We start from the raw sequence: 19708 nt of genomic DNA on the forward strand, positions 1-19708 counted from the left end.
CTTCGTGTGGGTGCGCGGCGTTCAGTACACCGGCAGGCTGGGATCGATCTGGTTCGCCCAGGCGACGACGCCGCCCTCCAGGTGCACGGCGTCCGCGAAACCGGCCGCCTTCACCGCGGCCAGTACGTCGAGCGTGCGGACGCCGGTCCTGCAGTAGAAGACGGGTCTGCGGTCAGGACGCAGGCTCGACAACGCGGTCCCGTCCAGCCACTCGGCCATGGGGACCAGGCGCGCGCCGGAGATCCTGACGATCTCCCACTCGGCGGGTTCGCGGATGTCGATGAGGTCGATCGGTTCCTGCCGCTCGAGCATGTCCCGCAGTTCGTGGGGCGTGATCGCCCAGCCGGTGCTCACACCTCGCCCCGGGCCGGATAGTCGTTCTCGTTGATCCAGCGGACCGTCTCGACGACCTCGTCCAGGTGCGGCCGCAGGAACGGCATGGTGTTCAGCACCGCGGTGTGCAGGGTGCCGTCCGGGCGGATCAGGAACAGGCCCGGCTCACTGAACTCGTTCGGCTGGCCTTCCTTGATCGCCTTGGAGACGAACAGCCCCCATTCCCGCATCGATTCCAGGCTCAGCCCGTAGCCGACCGGCACGTGGCTGATGTTCCACTCGTCGACGGCTCTGTGGGCCCGCTCCGAGTCGTCGCCGCTGACCGCGACGACGGAGGTCACGCCGACTTCGGCGAACTTGTCGACGAGGGAGTCGAGCTGTGTCACATGGGCACGGCACAAGGGGCAGTGAACACCCCGGTAGAAGACCACCAGCGTGAACGTTTCGGGCCGCTGCTCGGACAGCACCCAGCGGCCGCCACCGACCAGCGGGACGTCGAGAGCCGGGACCGGCTGGCGAGGCTTGATCATGTCGGGTTCCTTCGCTCAAGGGGGATTGAATAAGGGGTGGTTCCGGTTCGCGTACCTACGAGGAGGGGGTCCGCAGCCCGGCGGCCCGGGTGATCTCGGCCTCCAGCCGTGCGACGGTCATCGGCCCGAGGAACAGCCGCTCCAGGTCGATGTCGAGGTCGAACACGTCCTCCAGCGCGGACAGTATCTGGATCAGGACTGCCGAATTGACCCCGAGACCGATCAGGTCGGCGTCCTGCTCGGACTCCGGCACGGCGTACCCGCGTGCCTCCAGCTCCTGGACGATCGCGGCGCGGACCTCAGTGCTGGTCATCGTCCTTCACCTCCTCGATCGCCTTGCCGACCTGGCGCACGTTGTTCCCCTCGAACACGTCGAAGTGCCCGCCGGTCAGCGTGTGTGCCGACTGCACCTGCGCGACCCGGCTCCAGGCGCCTGGGTCCTGTTCGGCCGGCCGGTCCTCGGCACGGAACTCGACCAGCGGGATGCTCGAACGCCGCGGCGTCCAGTCGCGCAGCAGCGTCAGGTTCTGCCGGTACACCTCGAACCGGCGGGCGAACGTCGGGTCCGCGGCCATGTGCTGCGCGTCGAGCACCACGCCACTGGTCTCCTCGACGTCCCTGACGAACCCGTCGAGCGACGGCTCGGCGGCCTGGCCGCCGCCGCGCGAGTCGGTGGAGACGGGGGTGTCCACGACCACGACACGGGCCACGGGCATGCCGCAGATCCCGGCCGCCTCGAAGGCCAGAGCGCCGCCGAAGGACCATCCCGCGAACACCCGCGGGACATCGCCGGACAAAACCTCGCCGGGCAGCCGGTCGAGACATCGGCGGGCGAGCCCGCTGAGGCCGCCGCCGCTGCCCTCGGTCACCGGCCCGTCGAACCCGATGACGTGCACGTCCACATCGCCTTCCAGGCCCCGGACCAGCCCCGAGTAGCAGGACACACCGCCGCCGACCGGCGGGAAGAGAATCAGCCGCAGCCGTGGCGCGGCCGCGGACCGGGGGCGGAACGTCCAGATCCCACCGTCCTGGGCGGTGCGTGCGAGCCCGCAGAGCGACGCCAGTCCGGACACCGTCGGGTCCGCCATGAACTCCCCGAACGACACGTCATGGCCCAACCGGCTGCGCAGCAGCGACAGCAGCCGGATCGCGTCGTAGGAGCCACCTCCGGACTCGAAGAAGGTGCGCTCACCCGGAGCCTCGCCCAGAACCTCCTGCCAGCACAGCGCCACCTCGTGTGCGTGCAGCCCCAGCCGCTGCGGGGCCTGGTCCTCCGATTCCGCCGGGTCGCCGACCGGCAGCGTCTGCAGCCGCCGGCGGTCCACCTTTCCGTTGCTGGTCAGTGGAAGCTCGTCCAGCTCGACCAGCGCGTCCGGAACCATGTACTGGGGCAGCGCATCCCTGAGCACGGCATAGGCGTCCTGCCGCCAGGTGCCCGACGCGTCCGCGGCGAGCGTGACATGGGCGACGACACGCTTGCGGCGACCCTGTCCGTGGACGGACGCGGCGCAGCGGCGGATGCCGTCCAGGCCCTCCAGGAGGTTCTCGATCTCACCCAGCTCCACCCGGTGCCCGTTGAGCTTGACCTGGGTGTCCGTGCGGCCCAGGAACTCCACGTCACCGTTCGGGTGCCGGCGGCCGCGGTCACCGGTCCGGTAGAGCCGTCCGAAAGCCGGGTCGTCGACGAACGCGGCCTCGGTCTTGACCGGGTCGTTCGCGTAACCGTCGGCCAGTCCCGCACCGGCGATGTGGATCTCGCCGATGTGCCAGTCGGGGCACAGCTCGCGCTCGGCGTCGAGGACGAGGATCTCCTGCCCGGGCAGCGCCGTGCCGTACGGGATGGAGCGGCCCGCGCAGTCCGCCTCGCGCACGGGGTGCCGGATGGACCAGATCGAGCACTCGGTGGCACCGCCCAGGCTGAGGACGTCCGAGGAGGGCGCCAGGCGCTTCAGGGCGCCCGGCAGCGTCAGCGGGATCCAGTCACCGCTCAGCAGGAAGGTCCGCACCGACGGGACCGCCGTGCCCTCCTCCGCCAGCAGGGCCGCCAGCGCGGGCGCGGAGTTCCAGATCGTCACACCGTGGTGGTCAACGAGCCGCGCCCACGCCGCGGGGTTCCTCGCGGTCTCCTCCGAGAGCATCACGACCGAGCCGCCGCGCAGCAGCGGTCCGAAGATGTCGTAGACGGAGAGGTCGAAGCCGATCGAGGAGACCGACAGCACGCAGTCCGTGCTCCGCAGGCCGAGTTCGTCGTTCACCGCGTCGAGCGTGTTGAGCACGGCCGCGTGCGAGATCACCACACCCTTCGGCTCACCGGTGGAGCCGGACGTGAAGATGATGTACGCCGTGGGGCTCGGGCCGGCGCTCGCACGGCGGGCGGGCGGGCACGGCGCGAAGGGCGCGGCCGGCAGCGCCAAGGCCCGCACCCCGCGCCGTGTCCAGCGGTTCTCACAGCCCTGCCGGCCGTCGGTGAGGGCGAACCGGACCTCGCCGCGTCGCGCGATGCTGTCCAGACGCCCGTCCGGTGTTCCGTGGTCCAGGGGTATGTACACGCAGCCGGCGAGGAGGCTGCCGAGTACGGCGACGACCTGTCCGCGTCCACGCGGCAGATGGACCGCCACCCGGTCCCCGGACCGTGCGCCGGCCTCCACCAACAGGCCCGCGACCGCGTACGCGTGGTCGGCCAGCTCCCGGTAGCTCAGGGTGCCGTGCGCGTCGTGCACCGCCGGGGCGTCAGGGGTGTCGGCCACGCAGCGCAGCACCCGGTCCTGGAGGGTGTCGCCGGCGCTCACGCGCCGCTCGGCCGGCGCCGACGGGCCGAGGGCCGGCCGGGTGGCCGTCCACGTCCAGTTCTCCGCGGAGTCGGCCAGCTCCCTGACGAATTCCGCGTGCTGGTCGACGAAGTCCTCGCCGAACCCGGGGTCGAAGGCGTCCGTCCGCCAGTCGAAGCCCAGCCGGACCGTGCCATCGGCGTCGAGGACGACCTGATGGTCGATCAGCACCTGTGGCACGCGCAGCTGGACCTCCTCCCACCGCCGCCGGAACCCGAGGTCGGCCTCTGCCAGGCTGTCGACGTCCAGCGCGGTGAAGGCGAAGGGGTGGGGAAGCCGACGCGGATCGCCACCTGGGTCACCGAGCCTCGCGATCTCCGCTCCGCTCAATGACGCGTGCATGGCCTGCGCGAGATACCGGCTCTGCACGGAACGGGCCACCTCGGCGAAGCTCTGCCCGGCGGTACCCGGTACCTCCAGCGGCATTGTGTTGCCGTGATTGCCGAGGCTGTCGTACGCCGAGGGCTGCGCGCGCCGCGAGTACAACACGGTGAGCGTGTGGGCGGTCCCGCCGCCGATCCGGCCGAGCGTGACCCCGTAGGCCGCGAGGTACACCATCGCGGGTGTGAGGCCGTGATCGCGCGCCGTCTTGGCGATGCGCTCCGCCGCCGCGGCGTCGACGGTGACCATACGGTGCGTCACATCCGGGCAGGCCTGCCTCCAGTCGGGCCGCAGCGGCAGCTCCGCCGGATCGGGCAGCGCCGCGGCCCGCTCGCGCCAGAAGCGCCGGGCGCGCGCGGAACGGTCACGGCCACGGGCCGGCTGCCGGACGCCGCCCGGGACCGCGGTCTCGTCGTGGCCGGCTCCCTCGCCCCGGCCCGCGACCAGGTCGGTGAGGAACAGGTTCAGCGACGCGGCGTCCATGAGCCACAGGGCGTACACGAGGTGCAGCCGCGCCTGATGCGGCGAGCGCACGACGACGACCCGGAGCTGCGGCCAGCTGTCGAACACGAAGGAGCCGGCCGTGAAGGAACGGCGCACGGCGTCGTTGGCGGCTTCGAAGTCGCCGTCGTCGACGTGCCGGACGTCCACGACGACGTTCCTCGCCGCGTCCTCGGGCAGGGTCGTCAGCGACAGGTCGGCAGCGACCTCGACGCGCAGGACGTCGTGGGTGCGGACCAGCCGTCGGAGCCGGTCCCCGATGCCGGGAACGCGCCCGGTGTTCAGGTCGCACGCGAGGTAGTAGCGGGCGGGGCCACGCAGTTCCAGGCCGTCCTGGTCGCCGACGAGGTAGGCGCGCTGGATCGGGCTCAGTGAATCGGAAGGCGAACAGCCTGCGGGTTCGTCCAATGCAGTACCTCGCATGTCAGAAGATGATCTCTCTGGCCTTGTCGCGGCTCAGGAAGCCGGCGGGACTGAAGGTCGGTCCATAGGCGCCCACGCCCAGGAACATCAACGTGTCGCCCGTCTCCAACGCGGGCAGCTGCACGTTCTCGGCGAGCAGATCCAGCTGTGAGCAGAGGGGGCCCGTCACCTGCGCGGGGCTCATGGTGCCGGGGTCCTTGGCATCCACGGCGCGGACCAGCGGCTCCCCTCGGCCCGCGCCGGCGATGAGACGGCTGGCGATCATCACGTGGTTCAGTCCGGCATCGACGAGGACGTACCGCCGCCCGTCGACGTTCTTCGTGTCCAGCACGGTGGTGAGCAGGATCCCGGCGGGGCCGACGATGGAGCGGCCGTACTCGCACACGACGGTCGGCGCGCCCTGCTCGGCCGCCGGTGTCGTGGCCGGGCCCGCGGCCCGGAGTCCTTCCCAGTCCACCTCGGGGTCCGCCGTGCACCAGGGCATGGCGATGCCTCCGCCGACGGACACGAAGTCGAGCTTCAGCCCGAAGCGGTCCGCGAGCGTACGGGCCCGCTCCAGCGCCGCGCTCCTGGCCGCCAGGATGACGTCGGCGGCGGAGTACTGCGAGCCCCAGAACAGCTGGAGCCCGCTGACCGACAGGGCGGACGGCCGGAGAACGCCGAAGACCTCGGTGAGGTCCTCGCCCGCCACACCGAACTGGTTCGGTGTCGCCGCCCCGGATGTCCGCCCGGGATAGGGCGTGTTCACCCGCACGACCGCCCGGCCTTCCACGCCGAGCTCGCGGGCGACGTCCGCGAACAGACGGGCCTGTCCCGGGGACTCGACCGTCACGGCGACCCCGGCCGCCAGCGCGGCCGCGGCCTCGGGGCGCGTCTTGGCGGGGCCGGTGAACAGCACCTTCTCCGGCGGCACTCCGGTGTTCAGCGCGGTCTCCAACTCGCTCAGCGAGCAGACGTCGAAGCCGTCCACCAGGGGCGCCAGGGCGTTGACCACGCCCGGGTGGGGATTGGCCTTCAACGAGTAGTAGACGTCCGCGCCCGGAACCGAGGCCTCCCGCACCCGCCGAACGGCCTCCCGCAGGGCAGCCCGACTGTACGCGTACACCGGTGTCCCCCCGGCACGATGCATCAGGAGACGGGCCTCGCGAGCGGTGAGCGTGGCGATTTCAGTCCGCACTCGGTGTCCCTTCCGCCTCGCGCAACGCCGCGAGGAGTTCCCTGTGGATCTTGTCGATCAGGTCGGTGGCGCCCTCGGCGATGCCGGCCCGGTAGTAGTACGACAACGCCAGCTCCGCCGCCGACATCTGCAGCTCGCCCTGTAGCTGGTAGCGCAGCGTTCGCCCCAGCGACCTGGCCTGCCACAGGCCCAGGTCGCGGGCGCGCAGGCCGCGCTTCCTCGGGTGCTGGTTGAACAGCACGGTCGACAGCGGGAAACGGTCCGAACCGGTGAGCCCGAGCTCCTCGACGCGCTGGTCGAACTCCCACGCGCTCGCCGCCGTGCCGGCCTCCAACTGCCCGGCGAATTCCCGGGCGTTGTCGCGCAGCGACGGCGAGCCGGTGCCGCGGACGACGAGCTGGCTCGTGAACATTCCGGCGGTCGCGGTGGGCACTCCGGAACGCACCTGCACCGGAACCACGATCGAGAGCGGGTTCAGCCCGAACGTTCTGGAGACGGCCAGGTCGAACGCGGCGAGCACGATCGAGAAGACCGAGACGCCGGTGGCCGCAGCGAGGCGGTGGGCGGCCCGCGAGCCCACCACGCCGAACGGCCGCGACAGCAGCTGCCCGGACCGTGATTCCTCACCGGTCGTCTGCGGCAGCTCGATCTGTCCGGCGCCGTTCAGGAGCGCGCGCCAGTACGCGGCGTCGGGCGTGGGCCCGGCCGAACGCCGCGTCGTCCGGCAGTAGGCGCGAAAACCCCCGCCGTCCTCGGTCGACGTCTCCAGCGGCTGCCCCGACAGCGTCGAGCGCAGTTCGTCGGCGAGCAGGTCCATGCTCATACCGTCCACAAACAGGTGGTGGGCTACCAGCAGGACCGATGTGCCGCTGGTGCCGGGGACCATGACCACCCGCATCGGGGGAGCGGCTGTGGGGTCGATCAGCCGCGACACGGCCTCGACCCGCGCCTCCTGGACCAGCGCCCGGTGCCGGACGTCGTCGGTCTCCGTCCCTGAGCCCTCGTGCACGGTGACCGGACAGCACACCTCGGCGGCCCCGGCGTACACCTGGTGGGACCAGTCCGCGCTCAGCGAGAGCCGGAGCGCGTCGTGCCGCGCGATCAGCACATCGACCGCCGCTCGCAGCTCTTCCGGCGTGACCGTCCGGTCGAGCCGGACCTCACGGGAGAGGTTGCACCAGTCGGCGTTCCCGTCCGTCATGCAGATCGCCTTGTAGGCGACCTGACGGGTTGACAGCGGAACGGTGCGGGAGTCGTCGCCGAGATCCCGCCGGGCTCCGTGGCCCACGGGTGCGGGCGGCGCCGGCGTGGCACCCGTGCGTTCGATCAGCCGCGCCAGAGAGGCCGCATCGCGGTGGGCGTAGCAGTCCCTGACCGACAGACTCAAGCCGAAGCGCCGGCTGACCTCCAGGGCGAACCCCATCATGTCCAGTGAGGAGACACCGGCGTCGACGAACGGCGTCGAGGCCGTCACCGTCCCGTCGAGCCCCAGCAGCCCGAGCAGCGCGTCGGTGACGGAGGCGTCCCGGGCCGTCGGCACGGGGCTGTGGGCGGGTGTGTCGTCGATGGACACGGCCAGAGCGATCCGGTCGACCTTTCCGCTGCGCAGCAGCGGCAGTTCCCGGCGCAGGTGGACGACGGGAACGGGCAGGTCCAGGCGCTTCGCCACCTCGCGGACGCGATGGCGCAGCGATCGACGCTCCTGCGGTGCCTGCCCCGCACCGGCGACGAAGGCGTGCGGTCCGTGCCGGTCGACCACCACGCACTGGGTCACGTCGGCCAGATCCTCGACCTCGTCCACGAACCGGTGGTAGGAGACGCGCTTGCCGGACACCTTGAGGTCGTTGCCACTGCGGCCCACGATGACCAACTCACCGTCTTGCGCGTGGAATCCGATGTCGCCGGTCCGCAGCACGGGCGGCATCGGGTCGACGTGGAGGGTCCCCGGAGCGGGGCCGGGCCGCTGGGCGAGGATGCCCCGGGCCGGTGCCGCGGAGGAGACGAGCACCTCACCGCGTCCCTCCGCGTCGGGCCGGTCGATCGTCACCGACACCGTCGGGCGGGGCCGCCCGACGGGCACCCCGGGTGCCTCGCCGGCGTCGGCCGCCCGCACGTCCCGCTTGTAGAGCTGCGCCAGCGTGCCCTCGGTCATCCCGTACAGGTTCACGAACTCGGCGCGCGGGGCGATCCTCCGCCACTGCTCGACCACCCGCGCCGGGAGCACCTCGCCCGCGAAGAACGCCAGCCGCAGATCGTCCAGGCTCGCGTGCCGGGCCTGCAGCACGTCCGCGACACGGCGGGCGAGGGACGGGACCAGAAAGACCGTCGTCGGCCTGCTCCGCAGGAGATGCCCGCCGAGCGCCTCCAGATCGAGCTGGGCGTCGACCTCGGGCAGACACAGCGTGCCGCCGACGGTCAGCACGCCCAGCAGCTCACGCAGGGACGGGTCGAAGTTGGCGCGTGTGACGGCCGCGCAGATGTCCGTGGCGCCGAACCGGAACTCCTCGGTGAACCAGGACAGGAAGGCGTGCAGTCCGCTGCGGCTGCCCACGATCGCCTTGGGAGCACCCGTCGATCCCGACGTGGGGATGAGATAGCCGGCGTCGGGGTCCGTGTACCGCCACGTGGTGCCCGGGCCCGGGCGGGGCGCGGTGGTCAGGACGGTGCTGCCGGTCGCGGCGTCCAGGACCAGCTCGTGCGGTGTGCCGACGCCCCGCCAGTGCGCCACCGGAGACACATCGCTGGTGACGATGACCGAGGGCCTCGCGATGCCCTCGACCCACGCGTACTGGTCGGCCGTCAGGCCGGCGTCGACCGGCACGGGCACGGCACCGCTGCGCAGGCAGGCCAGCAGCCCCACGACGTAGGCCGGCGACAGCGGGCCGTGGACGAGGACGTTCGTCCGCGCCGCGCCGAGGGCCAGCAGGGTGTGCGCCACCTCGTCGACTGCCGCCACGAGTTCGGCGTAGGACCGCTCGTGGCCGCACCATTTCATGGCTGTGCGCTCGGACGGAGTGAGGTCCGTCAACCGCGCGAGCAGGTCCCCTTCTTCCATGGCGGCGGTCATTCGGCGTGCGCGGTCGGGGGATCCAGCACCAGCCCGGCCAGCTCCCGGCGAGCGCTGTCGGCCTCGGCGCCCAGCGCCTCGGCCAGGCTCTCGGTCTCGCCCTTGCGCTGGTTCAGCCGGAAGCACGACTTGAACGTGAGGTCGCGCAGCCGGAATCCGACGATATTCTTGAGGTGGCCCTCGGCCAGCTTCTCGGGTATCTCACCGAGCGACCAGGTCGAGCCGTCGACGGTCCGCTTCTGCAGCCGGTCGATCAGCTGGACGACGTCCGCCCGGGTCCGTGCCGCGTCGCTGAGTTCGAGCCGCCCCGAGATCTCCACGGCGCAGTACAGCCAGGTGGGGATGCGGCTGCGTGTGCCGAACCACTCGGCGGGCACATAGGTGTCCGGACCGAGCACCGTGATCGTGGCGGGGGGCTGTGCCGCGAACGCCTCCGCCATGTCGTTCGCGCGGGCGACATGTCCGGCGACGAACAGTTCGCCGTCCTGCGCTGCGCGCAGATCGACGGGCAGGGGAGAGGTGTGGACGGTGCCGTCGTGGTACGTCGCGAGGACGCCGAAGGACTTGGCCCGTACGAAGTCACACATGACCGGCAGGGAAACGCTGAACTGATCTTTCGTATACATGCTCAGACGTACTTCCTCGTCTCAGGGTCCAGCAGTTCCAGTCCGATGCCCTCACGCGCACCGCGCTGCGGCGGGTGGAACGCGATCGCGTTCAGGGCACCGGCGAGCATGGTGTAAAAGCCCGTACGGGCGAACGTGGCGCCGCCCGCGGCCCGCAGCAGCCGGCCGCCGATGTCGCCCAGGTCGTCCTCGACGCGGTCGCGCGCCCGGACCGCCAGGTTGAGCTGCTCACCCACAGGTCTGCCGTCGTCGACGGCACGCGCCGCGTCCAGCACCTCGGCCTCCAGCCGGCGGATCCGCTCCACCGCGGCGGTCCACCGTCCGGCGCCGGCCCGCCGGCTCGTGGCGGTCGCTTCGGCCAGGCAGCAGGCGATGCCCAGGTACGAGGCGCTGATCAGCAGCTGGAACCAGAGGTAGCAGTCGGCGGCGAAGCGGCGGCCGACCTCCCCGCGGAGCGGGAAGATCCCCTCGTGCGGCACACGGACGTCGGACAGGCGGACGGCATGGCTCTCGGCCGAGAGGAACACCGGACTCTGCCAGAAGGCCTCGCGCTCCACCCCCGCGGCGTCGGCCGGTACGAAGGCCTGCGCATATCCCTCCGGGGTTCCGTCCGGCGCCCGCAGCTCCACCATCAGCGACAGCGTGTCCATGCTTCTGGACAGACTGCAGGGCCGCTTCAGCCCGGTGACGAGGTACTCCTCCCCGTCGCGTGTCGCCCAGCTGCCCAGTGTGCGCAGATCACGGCCGGGGGTGGACTCCGCGCCGCCCGACGCGATCAGCTTGGCGCCGGCGGCTATGTCCTCGAGGATCGCCCGGGCGTGTGCGTCCCCGGACTCCGCGACGCGGCCGAGTGCGGCGATCTTGTAGTGGTGCATGGTCGTCGCGATGGCGGCCGAGGGCGCCATCGAGCCGAGTGCGAGCTGGAAGCGTACGGCCGCCGACGCCGACGCCCCTGTGCCTCCGCATCGCACAGGTACGAGCATTCTGGTGGCGCCGCTGTCCTTCAGGGCGGCGAACGCGGTGCCCGCATCCTGTTCGTGTTCCTCGGGCGACCTGGCCCCGAGCACCGCGTGCAGGCCGCCGGCCACGGAGTCGAGCCTGGTCCCGGTGTCGGCGACGGGCACGTCCTCGATCACGCTACCGGTCACTGTGACTTCCCCTTGTCGGTGTGCATGAGCCGCTTGACGGCGGCGTAGTCGATCTTTCCGAGCGGAGTTCGCGGGAGTGCCGACGTGATCTCGTACCGCTGCGGCAGCTGGTACGACAGCAGCCGTTCGCCGAGATGCCGCCGGACGGCGCCCAGCTCGAAGTCTTGGTCGGTGACGATCAGCGCGGCGATCCGCTCGGTGGTCTCGGGGTCGGGAATGCCGACGACCGAGCCCTCCCGTACCCCGGGGCACTCGCGGAGCGCGGCCTCGACCTCGAGGGGGCCGACCTTGTTCCCAGCGACGTTGATGAAGTTCGACTGCCGGCCGCGCACGAACCAGCCGTCGGGCTCCACTTGCACGAAGTCGCGTGTTCTCAGCCATCCGTCCTCGAACATCTCGGCGGTGGCCCCGGGATCGCGGTAGTAGCCACGGGCCAGGGCCGGACCCCGGACGTAGAGCTCGTACAGGGTCTCGTTCCCAGGGCCGGTCGGTACGGGCTCCAGTCGGAACTCCACGCCGGCGATGGGCCTTCCGATCGACCCGCCGCCGGCATAGGCCTTGTCGAAGCAGATGACACCGATCTCCGAGAGGCCGTACACCTGCCGCAGGGGAATCCCGTACCGTTCCAGGAACTGCCGTTGTGTGCTCACCGCGAGGGGAGCGCTGCCCGATATGACCGTCCGCAGCGTGCTCAGCGACGCCGCCGGCACCCCACGGGCCCCGGTCAGCATCTGGTACATGACCGGCAGCCCGCTCATCAGCGTGACACCGTGCTGCTCGATGGTCCGTGCCAGCCCTCGGGCCGTGAGGTGCCGGCCCCGGGCGAACACCACCGTCGCTCCGGTCAGCAGCGTCGGCAGAGTCAGGACGTCTATGCCGTGGCAGTGCGCCAGCGGCAGCGCGCACAGCACCACGTCGGCGGAGGACAACTCCAGTTCGGCACCCCAGAACCGCACCCGCGCCGTGATGGCCGCCTGACTCATGACGATGCCCTTGGGCTCACCGGTCGAGCCCGAGGTGCAGTGCACGACGAAGTCGTCGTCCGCGTAGCCGGTGCCCGCCTCCTGGCGCTGCTGCCGGGCGGCGTCGCCGGTCGGACGAAGCTCGAAGGCACCCGGCACCGGTTCGGACTGCCGGTCGACGGCCAGCCAGGCCAGGTCGTACTTCACAGCGCTGCGCTCCAACTCCCCTGCGGAGAGTGCGCTGTCCAGAAGGACCGTGACGATGCCGAGCTTCGCGGCGGCGAGGTAGACCGAGACGAAGGTGAAGGGATCGTCGGCCGCGAGCCCCAGCACCTCACCGTCGCCGAGCCGCGCTGTCAGATGCTCGGCCGCGGCGTCGACGGCCTCGAGCAGCGTGGCGTACGACGATGTCGCTCCGTCGTGGCCGATCATCGCCGGCGCGTGCGGTGCGGCGAGGGCGACGGCGCGGAATCCGGCGTACAGACCAGCCGGACAGTCCGCATCCTCCGACTCGTTCGGATGTGTGCTCGTGAGAGCCCGCTTCGGCACGGCGAACTTCTTCCATGGTCGGGGCACGTCGATGCGCGCATGCTGAACGTCTGAGGAAGTGGGGAGCTGCAGGAGTCCGGAGAACGGGAAGCGGCAGCAGGGGACGGCCACGGCTGCCGGGGCACCCTCATCGTGGCGCAGAGGGTGCGGGCGCCGTCGGAGTCCGGGCTAGTGGCTGATCCACCCCCGGCGAGGAAACAGCCGCGCGGTTTCGGACGAAGCGCCACCCCCGTGAAGCATCATGCGACCGAAGGTATAGGTAAGCAGAGTGATCGGCAAGGAAAATCAGTCAACTGCCCTTTTCGGCCAGGCAGTCCAGCATGCGGACAGGTTCTTGCGTCCACTCGGTCACTCCATTCATGATCCTGAAGTGCATAGTTATGCCTTATCGGGCTGTAACTCGATGCTCACCGCCGCAACGGGGAGGCTGCATGTCCAAGACCGTCGCAGACCACGGCGATCCGCCGTCCACTACCCTCCACATCCACCAGCCGGCAGCACGTCCGCACTGCTGAGGTCGCGGGAGTTCATCCTTCCTCGTATCGACCCCCCACAGTGCCATCTCCCGCGGAGCCGCAATCGCCGGGTGATGTGCTCTCTGCACAGGGCTCACTTCCTGCCGGGCCTGTTCCGACCCACCTTGTACTGACCGCTTGTTCCGGTCCTCCTCGACGGTCTTGGACCGGTGCGAGAAGCCCAGGGTGCACCCTTCACTCGTCACGCCCTCGTGCGCTCCACCGCGCACGCTGACCTGTCCGCTTTCCCGTGACCGAGGCCGGCCGGGCACCGTGTCGGCTTGACGGCCACCTCTCACAGAGCGTCTCGGCTCCGCACAACCCCTGGAGCACGGGCGTTCCGTTCCCCTTGCGGCAACAGCGCGCTTTTGCACGCCGAACCACGTCGGTGCCGGCGGTCTCTCCTTCCGGAAGAGAGCAGCTCACCGCGCTTCGACCAGCTCAGACAACGCAGAAGAGAATGGGAGTGCCATGTCCCGCGTATCTACCGGACCGAGCAACGAGCCGACCACCGCGCACGCGCTGCTGAAGCGCCTGCATGAGCACGGAGTTGACAAGGTGTTCGGCGTGGTGGGCCGCGAAGCCGCCTCCATCCTGTTCGACGAGGCGGAGGGGGTGGACTTCATCCTGACGCGGCACGAGTTCACGGCCGGTGTCGCCGCCGACGTGCTCGCCCGCATCACCGGCCGTCCCCAGGCCTGCTGGGCGACTCTCGGGCCGGGCATGACGAACCTGTCCACCGGCATAGCCACGTCGATGCTCGACCGCTCCCCGGTCATCGCCCTGGCGGCCCAGTCCGAGTCGCACGACATCTTCCCCAACGACACCCACCAGTGCCTGGACTCCGTATCCATCATCAAGCCGATGGCGAAGTACGCCGTCGAGCTCCAGCGCCCCCGGGACATCACCGACCTGGTCGACTCGGCGGTCTCCGCCGCCATGACCGAACCGGTCGGCCCGTCCTTCATCTCCCTGCCGGTCGACCTCCTCGGCTCTTCGGACGGTATCGACCTGGAGCAGCCCGTACCGCCCGCGTCCACCCCGTCCAAACCCCTCGGCGCCGTGGCCGAGGGCTGGCAGCAGCGGGCGGACGAGGCGGCCCAGCTGCTGCGTTCGGCCGAGCACCCGGTGCTGGTCGTGGGCGCCGCCGCGATCAGGTCCGGTGCCGTTCACGCCATCCGCATGCTCGCCGAGCGGCTCGGCATCCCCGTCATCACGACGTACATCGCCAAGGGTGTGCTGCCGCAGGACCACGAACTCAACTACGGTGCCGTCACCGGGTACATGGACGGCATCCTGGACTTCCCGGCCCTGCAGACCCTGTTCGGCCCGGCCGACGTCATCCTCACCCTCGGCTACGACTACGCCGAGGACCTGCGGCCCTCCATGTGGCAGCACGGCATCGAGAAGAAGACCGTCCGTGTGTCCCCGACGGCCAACCCGGTCCCGCGGGTCTACCGTCCCACCGTTGACGTGGTCACCGATGTGCTGGCCTTCGTCGAGTACCTCGACGCGGCGACCTCCGACGCCCCGGCGAAGGACCGCCACGACATCACCCCGCTGCGGCAGCGCGTCGCCGAGTTCCTCTCGGACCCGAAGAACTACGACGACGGCCTGCGAGTCCACCAGGTCATCGACTCCATGAACACGGTCATGGCCGAAACGGCCCGCCCCGGCGAGGGCACGATCGTCTCCGACATCGGCTTCTTCCGCCACTACGGCGTGCTGTTCGCCCGTGCCGACCAGCCCTTCGGTTTCCTGACCTCGGCCGGCTGCTCCAGCTTCGGATACGGCATCCCCGCGGCGATCGGGGCGCAGATGGCCCGTCCGGACCAGCCGACCTTCCTCATCGCCGGCGACGGCGGGTTCCACTCCAACAGCTCCGACCTGGAGACCATCGCCCGCCTCGGCCTGCCGATCGTCACCGTGGTCGTCAACAACGACACCAACGGCCTGATCGAGCTTTACCAGAACATGGGGCACCACCGCAGCCACGACCCGGCGGTGAAGTTCACCGGTGTGGACTTCGTCGCTCTCGCGGAGGCCAACGGGGTCGAGGCCGTCAAGGCGACCTCGCGCGAGGAACTGCTCTCCGCCCTTCGCAAGGGCGTCGAACTGGGACGCCCGTACCTCATCGAGGTCCCGATCAACTACGACTTCCAGCCCGGCGGCTTCGGAGCCCTCAGCATCTGATGACGACCTTCGGCATTCTCCCGCCGGCCTTCGGTTTCCTGGCCGCCGCCCGTCGCGGCGGCGGCCAGGAGCCCTGGGGCGCAGTCGCGACCCGCGGCCTCGGCGCGGACTTCAGTCAGACCCTGTCGGCCCAGGAGTTCTCGGCGACCGTGATCCACGGCGCGGACGTGGACCCGGCACGCGCCTGGGCGTGCGAGGGCGACGTCGCCATCGTGGTGGCGGGGGAGTTCTACAACCGGGAAGAGCTGTACTCGGTACTTCCCGGCGACGCCGCACACGAGGACGACGCCCGGCTGCTCCTGGCCCTCTTCGAACGCTATGGCCTGCACGCGTTCCGCCTCGTCAACGGACGGTTCGCAGCGGTGGTCGCGGCCGGACCCCGCCTCTACGCGGCCACGGACCACGCCGGTTCCGTGCCCCTTTACGTCCGTCCCGCACCCGGCGACATCCGCGTCGCCACCGAGGCCAAGGCCCTGTTCTTGGCGCAGGCCCCGCAGGGCACGCCCCTGTCCGGTGCACGCCGTGTGCCGGGTCTGCGCGGTGTCCACCAGGTGCCGGCCGGAGCGGTGCTGGAGCTGTCCGTGGCCACGGGCGGGGGTGAGGTCCACCGGAGCTGGGCACCCCCTCTTGCCCGGAGGATCCTGCCCGAGGACGAAGCCGTCCAGGCGGTGCGGGCGGCGCTGGAGCGGGCCGTCCAGCGCCGGCTCCCGGTGTCCGGCGAGCCCCTCGTCGTCCTCTCCGGCGGAATCGACTCCTCCTCGGTGGCCGCCCTCGCCTCCCTTGCCGGACCGATCGACTCGTTGTCCATGGGCACCGATCTCTCGGACGAGTTCCCGGAGGCCAGGCTGGTGGCCGAACACCTGGCCGCCCGTCACGCGGAACAAAGGATTCCGATGGGCGAGCTGCTGCGGCAGCTCCCGCACGCCGTCTGGGCCGCGGAGACGACCGACGCGGAGGTCATCGAATACCTCCTCCCCCTCACCTCCCTGTACCGCCGGCTGGACGGCCCGGCGAGACGGATCCTGACGGGATACGGCGCCGACATTCCTCTGGCCGGCATGCACCGCGAGGACCGGCTGCCCAACCTGGACAGCGCCGTGGCGTACGACATGGCCACCTTCGACGGGCTCAACGAGATGTCACCTGTGCTCGCCGCGATCAGCGGGCACTGGACCAGTCACCCTTACTGGGACCGGGACGTCCTCGACCTCCTCGTCGCGCTCGAGGCCGGGCTGAAACGCCGGTACGGACGGGACAAATGGGTCCTCAGGGCGTCCATGACGGACCTGCTGCCGGAAGAGACCCTGTTCCGGCCCAAGCTCGGCGTGCACGAGGGCACCGGGGTGTCCACCGCCTTCTCCCGCCTGCTCGCGGACCACGGCGTGCCCGAGAACGACATCCCGGCGGTCAAGAGCCTCGTCGTCCGTGAGCTGTTCGACCGGACCGTGGCGGCGGGCGAGCACCCGGACGGCGTCCCGGTCGACGACGTCGTGGCCACCGTCCTGCACCGGCAGCGACAAGGCGCGGCATGAGGACCCCCGGCAGCCCCGACCCACGTCACCACCGAGCCCAGGAAGGGGCCTGAACCAGTGGAACGCATCGACTCGCACATATCACCGCGCTACGCGCAGGTTCCCACGTTCATGCGCCTCCCCCTCGACACCCGCCCGGAGAACAAGGACGTCGTCGTCATCGGCGCACCGTACGACGGGGGCACGAGCTACCGTCCCGGGGCCCGCTTCGGGCCGCGCGCCATCCGTAACGAATCGGGACTGATCCACGGCGTCGGCATCGACCGGGGACCGGGGACCTTCGACCTCATCTCCTGCGTCGACGGCGGCGACATCGACCTGACCCCGTTCAACATGCAGATCGCGATGGAGACCGCGCAGAACCACCTCGCGTACCTCCTCGAGAAGAACGGCGCGTTCCTCATGCTCGGCGGGGACCACTCGCTCACCCTGGCCGGCCTGCGTGCCGTCAGCGGGCGGCACGGGCCGGTGGCGGTGGTCCACCTGGACGCGCACTCCGACACCAACCCCGCCTTCTACGGGGGCGAATACCACCACGGCACGCCGTTCCGGCACGGCATCGAGGAGAAGCTCATCGATGCCGAGGCGATGGTGCAGATCGGCATCCGAGGCCACAACCCGCGGCCGGACTCGCTGGACTACCCGCGCAGCCACGGCGTGCGCATCGTTACCGCGGACGAGTTCGCCGAGCTGGGCGTGCGGGGCACCGTCGGCCTCATCAGGGACCGGATCGGGCGGCGTCCGGTCTACGTCTCGGTGGACATCGACGTCGTCGACCCCGCCTTCGCGCCCGGCACCGGGACACCCGCACCGGGGGGCCTGAGCTCCCGTGAGGTCCTCGCGCTCCTGAGGTGCGTCGGGGATCTCAACCCCGTGGGCTTCGACGTCATGGAGGTCTCACCGCTCTACGACCACTCCGGTATCACCTCCGTGCTCGCCACGGAGATCGGTGCGGAACTCCTCTACCAGTACGCGCGCGCCCACCACACCGCCAACAGCCCGACGAACCAGGAGAATCAGGAGACCACTCCATGACGTCACCCGTGCTCGACTGCAGCCCGTACCGGGACCGACTCCTCGAACTCGCGGCAGAACTCCCGCGGGTACCGAGACAGGATCTGTACGCGTTCCTCGACGCCGCGAAGCAGCTCACGTCCCGGCTGCCGGAGAAACTCGTCACGGCTTTGAGCGAGTTCAACGCCGACGGCAACCAGCACGGCTACCTCCTGTTGCGGGGCCTGCCGGTGGAGCCCGACGACGCGCTGCCCCCGACGCCGATGTCCACCCCCGCACCGGTCGGCCGTCCCCTGCTCAACATGGAGGCGATGCTCGCCCTGGTCGGTCGGGAGCTGGGGCTGCACACCGGGTACGCGGAGCTGCGCGCCGGCAGTCTCTACCACGACATCTATCCGTCGCCGGGTGCGCACCACCTGTCGTCGGAAACCTCGGAGACGCTGCTCGAGTTCCACACCGAGATGGCCTACCACGTCCTGCAGCCGAACTACGTGCTGCTCGCCTGCTCCCGCGCGGACCACGAGCGCAAGGCGGCCACCCTGGTGGCCTCCGTGCGCAACGCGCTCCCGCTGCTCGACGACGCCTCGAGGGAAACCCTGTACGAGGTCAAGCTGCCGTGCTGCGTCGACGTCGCCTTCCGCGGGGGCGTCGCGGATCCGGGCGCGATAGCCAACGTCGCGGCGCTGTACGGCGACCGGGACGATCCCCTGCTCGGCTACGACCGTGAGCTGCACGCACCGGACCGGCCGGAGGACCAGAAGGCGTTCGCCGCCCTGTCCAAGGCATTGGACGAGGTGACGGAAGCGGTCCACCTCATCCCCGGCGACCTGTTGATCGTGGACAACTTCCGCACCACGCATGCGCGTACTCCGTTCAGCCCGCGCTGGGACGGCAAGGACCGCTGGTTGCACCGGGTTTACATCCGCACCGACCGCAACGGACAGCTGTCCGGTGGCGAACGGGCCGGTGACGTAGTCGAGTTCAGCCCGCGCCGCTAGGGTGGCCCGGCCCGGGGGCCCCACCGGAGCAGCCGGTGGGGCCCCCGGGCGGCCGTGACCGGAATCAGCGCAGAGAGAAACGGGAATCACATGTCTGCAGATGTTGGATATCCACAGCTCACCCCCTCCGGCATGGGCGCCGTCCTTCCGGCTGTGCCCGGTACTTCCGTCGAGGACCTGGCGCGGCAGACCAAGCAGGCCGCACTGCACAGCGGTTGTGCGCTGGTTCGCGGCCTGACCCTGGACGAGGACGCGTTCAGGTTGCTGGTGCGTTCGCTCGGCGACACGGTCGACCACAAATTCGGCGAGGGGCAGTCCGATCTGCTCAAGCTCAACGCCTCTCGCGACGAAGGAAAGGTCGTGACCGGGCGCGGACCGCTGCCCATCCACACGGACGGACTTCTGGTGGGCGAAAGGGTCGACCTGATCATTCTCTATGCGGCCGAGTTCTCCGACGTTCCCGGCTCCGGTGAGACCTATGTGAGCGACCAGCTGACCGCCTGGGCGGAAATGCCCGAGCATCTGCGACGGGTGCTGGACGAATACGAGATCGAGTACCTCGTCAAGGAGCGCGGTTACTTTCCCACGGTCCCGGAGGACTGGTACACGATTCCGGCGACGCGGGACTACGGCCGCGTCAAGTCCCTGAACATCGCGACCGCCTTTCCGGAGGATTTCACCAACCGTTCATGGGAAGTCCGTGTAAAGGGCTTGGACCGTGAGCGGTCCGACCGGTTCTTCGACGAGCTGGACGCGTTCCTGCGGTCGGAGCGGTATGCGTATACGCACCGTTGGGAAGTGGGCGACCTCCTGATCATCGACAACCAGCGGACGCTGCATGGCCGTACCGCCATCAGCGCCGGCGGCACCCGGGTGTTGTTCCGGGGCCAGCTGACGCTGTCCGACGCCGCGTGACGTACCGCTGGCCGGG

14 protein-coding genes are annotated in these 19708 nt (G+C 70.3%); 5 read left to right on the forward strand and 9 right to left on the reverse strand.

Translation table 11 applies throughout. The annotated features are described in order from the left end of the window. Positions 1 to 21: 21 nt before the first annotated feature. From ACF1GV_RS35580 to ACF1GV_RS35620, 9 genes are all read right to left on the reverse strand, one after another. Entirely contained in the window at positions 22 to 354 is a 333-nt protein-coding gene (locus ACF1GV_RS35580; RefSeq protein ID WP_391689472.1) for a rhodanese-like domain-containing protein, read from the reverse strand. Further along, the gene (locus ACF1GV_RS35585; RefSeq protein WP_391689475.1) at positions 351 to 863 is read right to left on the reverse strand and encodes a peroxiredoxin-like family protein; all 513 of its coding nucleotides are present in this window, start codon (positions 861 to 863) and stop codon (positions 351 to 353) included. The genes ACF1GV_RS35580 and ACF1GV_RS35585 overlap by 4 nt, the downstream gene beginning before the upstream one ends. Positions 864 to 918: 55 nt before the next feature. Further along, positions 919 to 1176, reverse strand: coding sequence for an acyl carrier protein (locus ACF1GV_RS35590; protein WP_391689478.1), 258 nt, complete (start codon positions 1174 to 1176; stop codon positions 919 to 921). Further along, entirely contained in the window at positions 1163 to 4981 is a 3819-nt protein-coding gene (locus ACF1GV_RS35595; protein ID WP_391689481.1) for an amino acid adenylation domain-containing protein, read from the reverse strand. The genes ACF1GV_RS35590 and ACF1GV_RS35595 overlap by 14 nt, the downstream gene beginning before the upstream one ends. Before the next feature lie 16 nt (positions 4982 to 4997). Next, positions 4998 to 6101 carry an alanine racemase gene (locus ACF1GV_RS35600; RefSeq protein WP_391689484.1) on the reverse strand — a complete coding sequence of 368 codons (1104 nt, stop codon included), beginning with the start codon at positions 6099 to 6101 and terminating at the stop codon, positions 4998 to 5000. 61 nt (positions 6102 to 6162) lie between these two features. Beyond that, positions 6163 to 9228, reverse strand: a complete 3066-nt coding sequence (locus ACF1GV_RS35605) for an AMP-binding protein (RefSeq protein WP_391689487.1) — start codon at positions 9226 to 9228, stop codon at positions 6163 to 6165. Between the two features lie 8 nt (positions 9229 to 9236). Beyond that, positions 9237 to 9866, reverse strand: coding sequence for an FMN-binding negative transcriptional regulator (locus tag ACF1GV_RS35610; RefSeq protein ID WP_391689490.1), 630 nt, complete (start codon positions 9864 to 9866; stop codon positions 9237 to 9239). A 2-nt stretch (positions 9867 to 9868) separates the two neighbouring features. Next, complete coding sequence (locus ACF1GV_RS35615) at positions 9869 to 11014, reverse strand: hypothetical protein (protein ID WP_391689493.1); 1146 nt, start codon at positions 11012 to 11014, stop codon at positions 9869 to 9871. Continuing rightward, positions 11011 to 12525: a class I adenylate-forming enzyme family protein gene (locus tag ACF1GV_RS35620; RefSeq protein WP_391689496.1), complete on the reverse strand. Its 1515-nt coding sequence runs from the start codon at positions 12523 to 12525 to the stop codon at positions 11011 to 11013. Before ACF1GV_RS35620 ends, ACF1GV_RS35615 begins: the two co-directional genes overlap by 4 nt. Positions 12526 to 13511: 986 nt before the next feature. Between ACF1GV_RS35620 and ACF1GV_RS35625 the strand changes: the two genes are divergently transcribed. The 5 genes from ACF1GV_RS35625 (at position 13512) to ACF1GV_RS35645 (ending at position 19692) form a co-directional block, all read left to right on the forward strand. Next, positions 13512 to 15233 carry a thiamine pyrophosphate-binding protein gene (locus ACF1GV_RS35625; RefSeq protein ID WP_391689499.1) on the forward strand — a complete coding sequence of 574 codons (1722 nt, stop codon included), beginning with the start codon at positions 13512 to 13514 and terminating at the stop codon, positions 15231 to 15233. Then, positions 15233 to 16765 (forward strand): asparagine synthase-related protein, encoded by a 1533-nt coding sequence (locus ACF1GV_RS35630; protein ID WP_391689502.1) that lies wholly within the window; start codon positions 15233 to 15235, stop codon positions 16763 to 16765. Before ACF1GV_RS35625 ends, ACF1GV_RS35630 begins: the two co-directional genes overlap by 1 nt. 57 nt (positions 16766 to 16822) lie before the next feature. Then, complete coding sequence (gene speB / locus ACF1GV_RS35635) at positions 16823 to 17800, forward strand: agmatinase (protein ID WP_391689505.1); 978 nt, start codon at positions 16823 to 16825, stop codon at positions 17798 to 17800. Next, entirely contained in the window at positions 17797 to 18777 is a 981-nt protein-coding gene (cs1, locus tag ACF1GV_RS35640; RefSeq protein WP_391689508.1) for a clavaminate synthase Cs1, read from the forward strand. The genes speB and cs1 overlap by 4 nt, the downstream gene beginning before the upstream one ends. 132 nt (positions 18778 to 18909) lie before the next feature. Continuing rightward, entirely contained in the window at positions 18910 to 19692 is a 783-nt protein-coding gene (locus ACF1GV_RS35645) for a TauD/TfdA dioxygenase family protein (RefSeq protein WP_391689511.1), read from the forward strand. Positions 19693 to 19708 lie beyond the last annotated feature (16 nt).

The organism is Streptomyces sp. NPDC014006, from assembly GCF_043088925.1.
Taxonomy (GTDB): domain Bacteria; phylum Actinomycetota; class Actinomycetes; order Streptomycetales; family Streptomycetaceae; genus Streptomyces.

What these genes read in the sequence shown, in the direction of transcription:
- ACF1GV_RS35645 (WP_391689511.1), top strand. Translation starts at nt 18,910, where the DNA reads ATGGGCGCCGTCCTTCCGGCTGTGCCCGGTACTTCCGTCGAGGACCTG.
- ACF1GV_RS35630 (WP_391689502.1), top strand. Translation starts at nt 15,233, where the DNA reads ATGACGACCTTCGGCATTCTCCCGCCGGCCTTCGGTTTCCTGGCCGCC.
- ACF1GV_RS35585 (WP_391689475.1), bottom strand. Translation starts at nt 863, where the DNA reads ATGATCAAGCCTCGCCAGCCGGTCCCGGCTCTCGACGTCCCGCTGGTC.
- ACF1GV_RS35605 (WP_391689487.1), bottom strand. Translation starts at nt 9,228, where the DNA reads ATGGAAGAAGGGGACCTGCTCGCGCGGTTGACGGACCTCACTCCGTCC.
- ACF1GV_RS35625 (WP_391689499.1), top strand. Translation starts at nt 13,512, where the DNA reads ATGTCCCGCGTATCTACCGGACCGAGCAACGAGCCGACCACCGCGCAC.
- cs1 (WP_391689508.1), top strand. Translation starts at nt 17,797, where the DNA reads ATGACGTCACCCGTGCTCGACTGCAGCCCGTACCGGGACCGACTCCTC.
- ACF1GV_RS35610 (WP_391689490.1), bottom strand. Translation starts at nt 9,866, where the DNA reads ATGTATACGAAAGATCAGTTCAGCGTTTCCCTGCCGGTCATGTGTGAC.
- ACF1GV_RS35590 (WP_391689478.1), bottom strand. Translation starts at nt 1,176, where the DNA reads ATGACCAGCACTGAGGTCCGCGCCGCGATCGTCCAGGAGCTGGAGGCA.